This is a genomic window from Candidatus Propionivibrio aalborgensis, from assembly GCF_900089945.1.
GTDB lineage: Bacteria > Pseudomonadota > Gammaproteobacteria > Burkholderiales > Rhodocyclaceae > Propionivibrio > Propionivibrio aalborgensis.
Window position 1 is genome coordinate 26,302 of record NZ_FLQY01000364.1, and the last position, 11,067, is coordinate 37,368.

Genomic DNA, 11,067 nt, shown 5'->3' on the forward strand with positions numbered 1-11,067 from the left:
CTTCAGTAGTGAATCAAGCGTCAGCAACCCCGACGCTCAACATTGTTCCGAGAACAATGATCAACGACTGGATTCCCGGTCAGCCTTTGCAGTTTCACTGGTACGGTGCTGCGGATAATGTTAAAGGGAAGATACCGCAGTTCAAGGTTAAATTCTGGACCTCAACGACGCATAACAGTTCGACTGACATTATTCTGTATGCAACAAACTATCCGTTCGACATTGCCGGTGGTTACAGACCGGAATGGTCGTATGACGCCAGAACGTGGAACACATTTGACAACTGCTTATATGATGCAGACAACTTGCATCTTAGGTTTTACAACAATGCGGCATTTACTCAAGATACTGTTTATTACAGCACATCAACCCCTTGGCAAGAGAGCTTAACGGGGGAGTGGCTAGCTACACTTCCGACTACTTACATACAGGAAACGCCTAGCGTCATCGCCTATGGTGGAGCAGATTATGTCTTTGGACAGTCTGTTCCTAGAGTCAATGAGCTAAGCGAGGCAATAGACGCCTGTAATCTGTATGCATTCAAGATTTCCAGCGGATCAGGTTTGGCTCCCAATGGATTGCCGAAAAAGAAGTTCTTGCTAAGTGCAGGAAATCATGCTGGAGAAGACCCAGGGAATTGGGCGCTTAAGGGCTGCGTAGAATTCCTGATCTCTGCTGATGCCCGTGCTGTAATAGCCCGTCAATGGCTAGATTTCTACGTCTATCCTATGCTTATACCCGCTGGTAGACGAGGTGGGCACTGGCGCTCTGATTGGGAGCCGGGATATTTAACTTATGACGCGAATAGGCATTGGACAGATAGCACAATGTCCACTATCGTAGCTTTCAAGAATGCAATTATTGCTGATACTGGTGGTGCTGTTGCAGGAAGTATGTCCTTCCACAGCTCATTCCCAGCAGTGACTCAGACTTATATGATGCCCAACAGCGAAACTTCTAATTGGGCTTCTGCAATAAATACACATTTTGGATCATTGCAGCCTCCAGAATTCTACGACCAGCCAACAGCAATGAATGGATGGACAGTTAGTGCATTGGGCGCGATAGCTGCGACTGTTCCTGAAGTTATCGCCAAACCAGCGGCAGCGTTAGAAATATTCGGGGCTAATTATGGGAAGGTCATATCTGATCTTGCCGTAATAAACTATTTCTCAGCAGGGGCTTCCTCTGGTTTTGAGACGGTAATTTCTGCTACGACGGCGAACGCTGTCGGAAGCATCACATCCAAAGCTACAGCCAAGACCGTCATTGCAGCGACTACTGCAGACTCTGTCGGCAGCATCGCTTCCAAGGCCACCAGCAAGACCGTAGTTGCGGCTACGACAGCCAATGCTGTAGGCGCGATTGCATCGAAAGCGACGGCCAAGACCGTCATTGCAGCAACCACAGCAAACGCAGTCGGTAATATCGCATCAGCTAATGCTGGCGTGTGTGCATCAGCCATTACAGCAACTACGGCAGGCGCAACCGCCTCGATCATATCTAAGTCGACGTGCAAGACCGCTGTAACTACGACAACGGCAAACGCGGTCGGAGCGATAGCGTCGAAGGCAACATCAAAGACCGCTATCGCAGCGACTACCGCTAATGCTGTTGGTGCTATTGCATCGTCATCGGTGGCGTCATCGACAACCACAATAAGCGCCACAACAGCCAACACAGTCGGGGCTATCAACGGTTACTCGACTTGCAAGACGGCCATAAGCGCCACGCTTGCCGGAGTATTTGGCACGATCAATTCTGCATCGCAGATACCTGCTACAACAGAAATTCACGCGACGACAGGAAATGCTATTGGTGCGATTGCATCGGGCGTTGGCAGCAGGTTCGACACGTCACCAGACGCCATAGTCACCGTGATAAACAAACGAAACCGCGTGTCGGTAATTTCAAGACGTTCTTAGGAGAACAGCATGGCACTAGTAATCAACCTGGCAACAACCGTAAAAAACTCAATGCTCACGCCGCTTCGCGATGCAATCGACGCCGGGTCCGGCCCAGGCACCATCGACTTCTATACCGGCACAATCCCTGCTGATCCAGCGACGGCGGTTACGTCGCAGGTCTTGCTCGGGACGCTGACGTTTTCTGACCCGTGCGGCACGGTATCTGCCGGTGTGCTTACTCTGAGCGCTGTGACTTCGGATTCGTCGGCAGACGCAACCGGCACGGCTTCATGGGCGCGCGTCAAGGACTCCACCGGAACGGTAGTTGCCGACGGTAACATAACGACCACGGGCGGCGGCGGGATGATTCAGATGAATACAACGAACATTGTCATCGGCGGGCCTATCGGCATATCAGCCGGGACGTTCTCCCTGTAAACCATGGCCTTCAAATTAGCGGATTTCGTCAAAGAGACGACGACGAGCACCGGCACAGGATCGATTACCCTGGCCGGGGCGGAGACCGGGTATCAGGCATTCAGCGCGAAGCTGACCATCGGGGACACGACGACGTACAGTATTCGCGCCGTCGACGGAACCGGCGCACCGACCGGCGAGTGGGAGTTGGTGGGCGGCACCTATACCGGCGTCAATACGCTGTCGCGTGACACGGTGCTTGCCAGCAGCAACAGCGATGCCGCGGTGAGTTTTTCAGCCGGAACGAAAGAAGTCTATATCACCATGCCATCGGCAAGAGCCTCGTGGATACGCGAACGGCTGACCGCGAACAGGACGTACTACGTTCGCACGGACGGAAGCGACAGCAACACGGGCCTTGCGAACACATCAGGCGGGGCTTTCCTGACAATACAGAAAGGCGTAGACGTTATTTTTGGAACCCTGGACATCGGCACGTATACGGCCACCATACAAGTGGCCGACGGGACGTATACAACAGCGACCGTTGCCCAGTCCCCGTTTGTCGGGAGCGGGTCGGTTGTCATACAAGGGAACGCTGTAACCCCGTCAAATGTCGTTCTCGATGTTGCTACAGGATCGGTTGTTACAGCCAGCACGGGGGCGGTGATCACTCTCAAAGACATGAAAATTACCGGCGGAGCGGCGTTTGGAGTGATGGCGACAAAGAAAGGCCACATAAATTTTTCAGGGTTAAACTTTGGGGCTATCACAATACAACAACTAAGGGCTGATGATTATGGGTCAGTGACTTGCATTGGCGCATATACAATTTCTGGCAGCGCTGCGACCCATATCGAGGCCAATAATGGCACGGTGCGAGTACAGTCGATGACTGTCACATTGACTGGAACGCCAGCGTTTTCGACGGCTTTTGTAGAGTCCATATATACAGGGGTGTGTTACATCAACGCCAGTACTTTTGTCGGTAGCGCCACAGGGACGCGGAGCATTGCCTCGGCAAACGGAGTGATTCTTGCAGGGGCTGCTGACCCCTATCTGCCTGGCTCAATAGCGTCAACAACGTCTACCGGCGGGCAGTATATCTAATGGCGTTCGGCGCATCCCCGCTAGGAGTATCCCCTTACGGCGCGCCGGATACTTACGCGGATCAGCCGGCGTTTTTTGGACTGGTTGAAGTTGTCATCCCGCTAGGCTCAACGATAACCGCTGTCGGCCATGTCGACGCCGTCGCGTCTGCGGCTATTCCGATAGGGGCTGCGTTCTATGTAATATCAACGATAGGGATAGTAGACGCCGCCGTCCCGTTGCAAGCGTCAATGACGGCGACGGTCACCGTGTCCGGCTACGCATCTGCCGCCATGCCGCTATACGCGCAGATAGACGCGGTGGCGGTCCCAAGCGGGAAGCTGATAGCGAATATCCCACTCGGAGCCTCGATATTTGCAGCGCGTGGCGTAACGGGTGCAGTGAGCGCGAGGCTTCCGCTCAGGACGACAATAAGCGGATCGAGAGGCGTTGTCGGGCAGGCGTCTGGCGTAATCCGTGTCGGCACGGCGTTTTCAGCGCAGCACGGAATATCCGGTTATTTCAACGCAGCCATTCCGATCAACCCGGATATACAGTCCGGGTTTGTCAGCCCAGCAATCGGAGTTATTGATGTTGGAATCCCGCTTCGCACGCGGATATTCGCCTCAGTGCCACGCCTTGAGCAATACAACGTCGTCCGATCGGTCGCCCAGCCGGCCCGGTGGCATTCGTAATGGCCTTCGACGACATTTTCAAGCTGCTCTCCGTACGGGAAGGAACGCCGCAAGGCAATGCTATCGAAAACCGGATGATTGGCGCGATGGGCGGTCCGGAGACGATTCGCAAGAAGTTTCAAAACAACCCGGACGGTAGCGTTGTCATGGCGCACACGCGCGGGCCGGGAACGCAGCCGGAATTCATTACGACGCTTGTTGAGCAAATCGCCGGCCTGTTTGGCTGGCCGTGGCACGGGCTTGAGCGCTTAGCTACTGCGGGCGGGAGAACAACGGAGACGCCGTCAGGAGAGTTCACAACGAAAGGGACATCGCCCGAGTCGGTAAATTCCAGGGCGTTCAATTTTGTTCTCTCGCGCCCTGCTGCGGACGAGTTCGCAGCGATTCCACCGCCGGCCAGCGACCCAGCGCTAACGACGTGGGGGAATTGGGCCGGAATATCGAACGGCGTCCTGTTTGGCGAGGATGTCGGAATGAATGTCTGGTTGTACACGGCAAACGACACGTGCTGGGTCGTTAAGATGACGTTGAGCGGAGTGGCTACTGCGACTCTGGATTTCTACACATTAAGCAACTGGGTTGCCGGGATGCCGGCTGACACTGCGCCAAATTGGGTGTCATACGACGGGACTCCGACTCCGTACATGGTTACGGCGAAGCCTAGCGCAGCAGGCAGAACGGCTGTTAAGACGGTTGTGTTGGACATTCCTGCTTACTACAGAACTTCAGAGGGCATCGTGACGGTAAAGCGCGGCTGTGTCTCGTTTGATGGTAGCAAGATCATACTTGCCCACGAGGTCAATGAGCCGGACTCATTGTTGTTTGCTTGGACGGGCAACGCTGGAAGGGCCGATCTTTTCGCGGAGGACCAATGGAACGAGGTTGTAATTACGGGGGAGGACAGCGCGTCAATCGACGCGACGATTTCCATGATCGGATTTCAATCGAGCGGGACTGGATATACCAACGAGATTGAAGACGTCAATTCTGGCGCGTATGTTGCATCAGGGATCGACCCGTGGGACTACAAGACCACTTTTATACAGACGGGGTATTACACAGCGACACTATCATACATGTACGCGCCTGACGGCATGGCAAAACCGGTGACACTGAAGAACGGGACATTTTTAAGGAGGGAATATAACGGCTTTGGAACATACACCGCCTACGCGATACAACGGTACGAGTACCAAGGCGCTCAGCACGCGGTTGAATTTGACGGAAAAGAGACGTTAATCGAGTGGTCGGACGTAACTAAATATGATTATGACCCGTCGAATTGCGCACTTCCAAGTTATACGTGGAACGGCACGAAGTCGGTTCACTCTGTTCTTTCTGTGGCTGGGCAAGTCGTCGTCGACAATTTAATAAGTACAGAAGTTATGTCTCACTCGAAGTATGGATTGCCTTGGGCATCTGGGTTGGCCCTGTCGCGTCTCTATAACGCAACATACGGATACTACGTCAACTACGGCCCCGTCGGCACAGGCGCCGACTTGAATGAAGACTCTCACACCTATGAATACATAGATAGCTACCGTGTTTGGGGCGCTGCGATGCAGGTTCCTATCGTCTACAACTTCACGTCTGAAGGCGCGCCATCCACTGTATATGTAGTTGGGGAAAAACGCTGGTTTCCGATTGTCTTTCTAGGCGGGGTAAAGAACTACGGAGAAAATGTTGTTCGGGTGGAGTTGACGCGGGACGCGTTTGATCTGTTCACAATAAACTACGTGGTGATCAACGGGGCATCCGGCGTTACACGCATTGATTCCTCCCCTGTCACCCACCTAACCCCATATGGATGGTTTGACGTTCTGGCCGACGCGGTTCCAAAACTTGCCTTTGAGGGAAGCACTTGCTTCAGTGCAGTCGACGGCTCTGCCGCAACCTTTGACGCCGATGGCAGGAACGCCGGGAGCGGGACAGTGAAGTACGCTAAGTACGATGTCGATACATATCAAGCGCAGCGCCATGTTTAAGGAAAAACAGTGAAAACAATTCCCATAGGGCCGTACTTGGGCATCAATAACAGACTTCCTGATTTCGCGCTGCACGTCGACAAGACGGGCGACTACCTGCGCGCAGCGGATAACGTCGACCTAGACAACCGTGGCAATCTGCATCGGCGCAAGTCGTCCGAGCTGGTTCAGGCCATGACCGACGCGCACAGCCTTTCTCCGGACGCGGCCTATCTGGTGCGCGGCGGCGTGATGTACGCAGTCACCTTGCCGACGTACTCAGAGACGCTGTTCAAAACACTGTCGAATGACGATCCGGTTTCATGGCTATCTGAAAACAACGAGCTTTTCTACAGTAACGGAACTGACTCCGGGCGCATTACAAGCGGCGTTTGGTATCCGCTCGGAATGGAAACGCCTGTTGTTCAGAACTTGTCCGCAATTGGCGGGAGTCTATTGGCCGGGCAATACCAGGTCGGCATCACCTACGTCAATGACGTAACCGGCGAAGATAGCGGCATCAGCGCAATCACGGTGATCACGCTATCCAGCACGGGAGGCATTCGCGTAACGCTTCCCACAACGGCAGAAGGCGCGACACACGTTGATATTTACGTTTCTGCCTGCCAAGGCTCGGTGGTGATGTGGAATGGCCGGGTAACGCTTGGCACAGCGACGTATGACGCGACGGACGATTCAACGCTGCAAGAGCACACCGGCGAGAAACACTATCCGCTTCCTGCGGGCGATCTGTTCATGAGCGGCGCATCGCTTTGCTCAATCGTCAACGCCGGGAATGTCGGACGTGTTTTCGTCGGCTCCCCTTACCGCTATGGCTACTACACCCCGGCCAATGGCCTGATTGAAAGCGGCGGGTCGATCACCTTCCCGGCGCCTGTGACGCTGGCCGTCGGCGTGGATGGCGGGACGTACATTTGCGCGGGCAAAACCTACTTCTTCCCCGGCGAATTGAGCATGGTTCAGGAAATGGTCAGGACAACGCTCCCCTTTGATGGGGTGAAAGGTACGGCCTTTGTGGTTCCAGATAAGCCAGTGGTCGGCTGGTTCAGCACCTACGGGATTGTGCTGGCGGACTTTGCCGGTCAGGTATCTGCGCCAATGAACGACGTGATTGATCTGACTGCCCCGGCTTCTGGCGTGTCGATTGTCTCGCAGTCGAACGGAATCCTTCGGGTTGTTTCGTGTGGCTGGTGCATGAACCTGGACACCAAAGCCGCAACGACCTACAGCGATTTCGATTTCACGTCAGCCGGTAGCACCTACGGCACGAAGGCGGACGGTATTTACCTGATCGAATCGACTGGCGACGTGGAGTGGACGGTTGATTTCGGCAAGCAGGACTTTGGCAGCGAGCAACTGAAACACCTTCCAGCGGTTTATGCCGGCGTGGCGTGCGCAGAAAAGATCAGTTTGCGTGTACAAACGCAGAGTGACGATTACACCTATCTTGCGCGCAGTGCGAGCACTGAGTTAATGGAACAGCGCTTCGATCCAGGCAAGGGGCTTCGTTCCAACTGGTTCAACCTGAGTTTGTCGGGCAGCACTGAGTTTGACCTATCGCGGCTGTCGTTCGGCGCGACCGCTTCAACAAGGAGAATTTGATATGGGCATCATCACCATTACCCCAGGCAGCTATACCCCCGGCGCTCAATCGTCGCTTGATGCGATGGCTTCTGTCATCAACGCGGCATGGGATCAGGGAAACCTCAAATCTGACGATTTTGCGGACAAGATCGCCGCAATTACGGCGGGCTGGCTTGACGTTACAACCGCTCCGCACATTACCGCGTCGTCGGCCACTGCACCGACCGTCGTTGAGCCGGGCGTTGATATTCCGGCTACGCAGTCAGCAACCGACATTCTCGACACCTTCACAACGAAGTATCTTGAAGTCGCCACGTTCCTTGCGGATAAGTTCACCGCATTCCGGGCGACCTACTTCCCCGATGAGAGCACGACGTATGCGGCGGCTGAAGCGTGGCTTTTGGCTGCGATCAACAACCCGGATTCCGGGCTTCCGGTAGCGATCCAGAACCAGATTACGGCGGATGACCATGCGCGCATAGCGATTGAATCGGCGCGGGCCAGCGCAGGGCTGGCGCACAAGTTTTCTGCGATGCGTTTCCCGCTCATGCCCGACCAGCTCGTATCAGCGCAAGTGCAGATCGAGCAGAACAAACAGAACCTGATGGCCGAATCCAGCCGCAAGATCACCATGCAGTCAGTCGACATGATGAAATTCGCCGTTGAAAAGGCGCTAAGCCTTCGCCAGATGGCCCTTGGCGCTTCCGTGGAGTACATCAAGGCGCTGGCTTCCGGGCCGGACGTTTCAAGCCGTGTCGTCGGCATTGGTTACGACGCACAGAGCAAGCTTATCTCGTCAGCAAGCCAGTTCTACGGCGCTAGGATCGACGCGGCGAAGCTCACCTACGCGGCGGATCAGTTCAACGCGCAATCAACGCAGAGCGCGGCAGAGAAGAACCAGATGAGCGATTTGACGCTGATCGAGGACCGGCTGAAAGCACTGCTTACCGAAGCGCAAGCACTGGCACAAATGGCGACTTCGTTGTTCAACAATGTTCATGCGGCAGCAGGCACAAGCTACTCGGTCAACGGCACGTAAATGCTGGCATAGCGTAGATAATAGGAAGAGTAAAAAGGGGGCGATATGGGCAAGGCGTGTAGAAAAATGCGTAAGTTTGCGATGGGCGGCGAAGTTGATAACAACGCGGTGCTTTCGGGCCTGCTGCAACAACTTCAAACACAAAACAAGCCTGAGCCACTGACGCAGGCGCAAACTGTCAATGCCGACATGAACAATCTAGGGAAGATCGACCCGGTGGCCGGCGATGGAAGGGGCGCGCAGCATAACTGGATGGTTCAGTCGGCTTCTGACGTTGCTCGTCAAGCCGGAGTCAATCCAAACGCAGCCTATCGACCTGGAAGCGCAAGCGATCCTCATGCGGCAGGTATTGCACAACCGCAACAGCAAATGATTGGCGCTCCAGAGATTCCGCGCAATGCGCCGACTCAAAACAGAATGACGCCTATTTCAGAAATGTTTGGAAAGCGCCGTTATGCCGATGGCGGTAAAGTTGAAACGGCTGAAGAAATTCTTGCTCGAATTAGCGGTAAGTATGGAGTCGGTAACAAATCAACACCGGAACCTGCCCCGCAACCCGCTCCGCAACCCGTACAGCAACCGGCAACGAATCCCGGTATCGGTCATGGCATTGTCAATATCCTGAAAGGCCGCAAAGAGCAGATCGACAAGGCTTCTGGCTATGCCAATGGAGGAAAAATCAAAGGGCCGGGTACGCCCACGTCAGACAGTATCGACGCCAGCGTCAAGCAAACCGGCGAGCCGATCAAGGTATCCACTGACGAGCGCATTCTGAGCAAGGCGCAGGACGCCGAGCTGAGCAAGATTGCGAGCGACCTTGGCTTTCCGTCGCTGGACTCTTGGCTGGAAACCATGACCGGGAAGCCGGTAGGTCCGACCATGAAGGGCGGCATTGCTCATGCGGCGAATGGTGCAGATTTGGACATGAGGGCGATAAATTCTGCGATTGCAGCAGAGCGTGAGCGCAATTTGAAATACATAAACGCATACAAAGCTCCAGACACATCACAAGCAGACGCCTACCGGAAACTCGCAGCCGAAATTCCGAAACATGACGCAACCATAAAGACAAGAAACATAAACCTTCCAAAGTACGAAGGCGTTGGCTACAGCAAGCCGACTTTTTCAGGCGCGAAAGATGCCGTTAAAACAGTCGGAAGGACGGCAGCAAGAGTCGCCAAGCCGCTTGGCATTGCTGGTGCGGTAGCTTCTTCTGGTATTCAGGGTTACGACACCGGAAGCGATTTGTACAAGGTTTGGCAGAACGACGACACGGATTTGCCGACAAAGCTTGCCGCAACCGCTCAAGGGGCAGGCGACGTAGCGGGGAACGTCCTGTCGCTTGGCTTGTTGCACAACCCGGTTACGGGCATCGCCAACATAATTAACGACGGCGACACGGCAATGTCGAGAGCACTTGGAAATAACCCGCAGCCAGAGGCTTCGTTACCCGCACAAAAAAGGGCGCAAGCACCGCAGGCCGCAACACAAGCGGGTAGCGCGGCAAGCAATGGCTCAGGTAAGGATCGTGCGCCAAATGGCATTGGCTCATTCACGCAAGACGGGAAGACCTACGATGTTCAGCCAACCGGCCAAGACGGTATCAAGCGCGTCAATTCCAAAGGCCAAAGCCCGTTATTCACCAACATCGACCACGGCACGGCTGCGCAGCAACTCGCCGGTATGAAGTCAGGCGCGGTCCAGATGGGAAGTGGAGAGAAAGACCCCGGCTGGATAAATGATGCCTACGGCAACGATATGCGGCCAACTCTCGCCATGAAGGCGCAACTGGCCGATATGGAACGCGCACGTTATGGCCGCGACATGCAAGCCGACATCAAAGACCCGCGTGTTATTGCTGCCGCTGCGCTGAACCTGCAGCGCATGAACCAGAATGCCGCCTCTGATGTGGCGCAACAACAGGCGCAACAGCAAGGCATATCGGCGGGATTGGACCAGCAGGTCAAGCGCAACTCGCTGGCCGAATATGCGTCTTTGCAAAAGGCTATAGCCGACATGGAGAAAATGCCGGATGGTCCGCAGCGTGATGCTGCAATGGATGGCATTGCCGCACGTCAGAGCCGGTCGCTGCCCGATAAGTCGCAGTTAGTACATTTGGCCGGAGGATCTGACCCGAACGATCCACTGGGGGCAAGGAAACTTCCTGACAGGCTGTTCTCAAAAGACCGTCGCGGAATGATTTCTGAAGTCTCTGCAAGCAAACAGAATGAGACGGGCGCAACCATTCCGTCCGCTGCGGCAGATATGCTGAAGAAGAACCCTTCCATGGCTGAAGATTTTGACAAAAAGTATGGGGTTGGTGCAGCTAAGCAAATACTAGGGAAATAATC

Annotated in this window: 8 protein-coding genes; all 8 read left to right on the top strand. The window is 54.7% G+C overall.

The genetic code is table 11. The annotated features are described in order from the left end of the window. The first annotated feature begins 56 nt into the window (after nucleotides 1-56). The 8 genes from PROAA_RS15785 (at nucleotide 57) to PROAA_RS15820 (ending at nucleotide 11,065) form a co-directional block, all read left to right on the top strand. Nucleotides 57-1,925, top strand: coding sequence for a M14 family metallopeptidase (locus tag PROAA_RS15785; protein WP_186412263.1), 1,869 nt, complete (start codon nucleotides 57-59; stop codon nucleotides 1,923-1,925). A 9-nt stretch (nucleotides 1,926-1,934) separates the two neighbouring features. Further along, a complete protein-coding gene (locus tag PROAA_RS15790; RefSeq protein WP_186412264.1) occupies nucleotides 1,935-2,345 on the top strand; it encodes a hypothetical protein in 411 nt (136 codons plus the stop codon). A gap of 3 nt (nucleotides 2,346-2,348) precedes the next feature. Next, nucleotides 2,349-3,434 (top strand): hypothetical protein, encoded by a 1,086-nt coding sequence (locus PROAA_RS15795; RefSeq protein WP_186412265.1) that lies wholly within the window; start codon nucleotides 2,349-2,351, stop codon nucleotides 3,432-3,434. Next, nucleotides 3,434-4,108: a hypothetical protein gene (locus tag PROAA_RS15800; RefSeq protein ID WP_186412266.1), complete on the top strand. Its 675-nt coding sequence runs from the start codon at nucleotides 3,434-3,436 to the stop codon at nucleotides 4,106-4,108. Before PROAA_RS15795 ends, PROAA_RS15800 begins: the two co-directional genes overlap by 1 nt. Next, nucleotides 4,108-6,093, top strand: a complete 1,986-nt coding sequence (locus PROAA_RS15805; RefSeq protein ID WP_186412267.1) for a hypothetical protein — start codon at nucleotides 4,108-4,110, stop codon at nucleotides 6,091-6,093. The genes PROAA_RS15800 and PROAA_RS15805 overlap by 1 nt, the downstream gene beginning before the upstream one ends. Nucleotides 6,094-6,102: 9 nt before the next feature. Beyond that, entirely contained in the window at nucleotides 6,103-7,695 is a 1,593-nt protein-coding gene (locus tag PROAA_RS15810; RefSeq protein WP_186412268.1) for a hypothetical protein, read from the top strand. A 1-nt stretch (nucleotide 7,696) separates the two neighbouring features. After that, nucleotides 7,697-8,716 (top strand): hypothetical protein, encoded by a 1,020-nt coding sequence (locus tag PROAA_RS15815; RefSeq protein ID WP_186412269.1) that lies wholly within the window; start codon nucleotides 7,697-7,699, stop codon nucleotides 8,714-8,716. A 66-nt stretch (nucleotides 8,717-8,782) separates the two neighbouring features. Next, complete coding sequence (locus PROAA_RS15820) at nucleotides 8,783-11,065, top strand: hypothetical protein (RefSeq protein ID WP_186412270.1); 2,283 nt, start codon at nucleotides 8,783-8,785, stop codon at nucleotides 11,063-11,065. The last annotated feature ends 2 nt before the right edge of the window (nucleotides 11,066-11,067 follow it).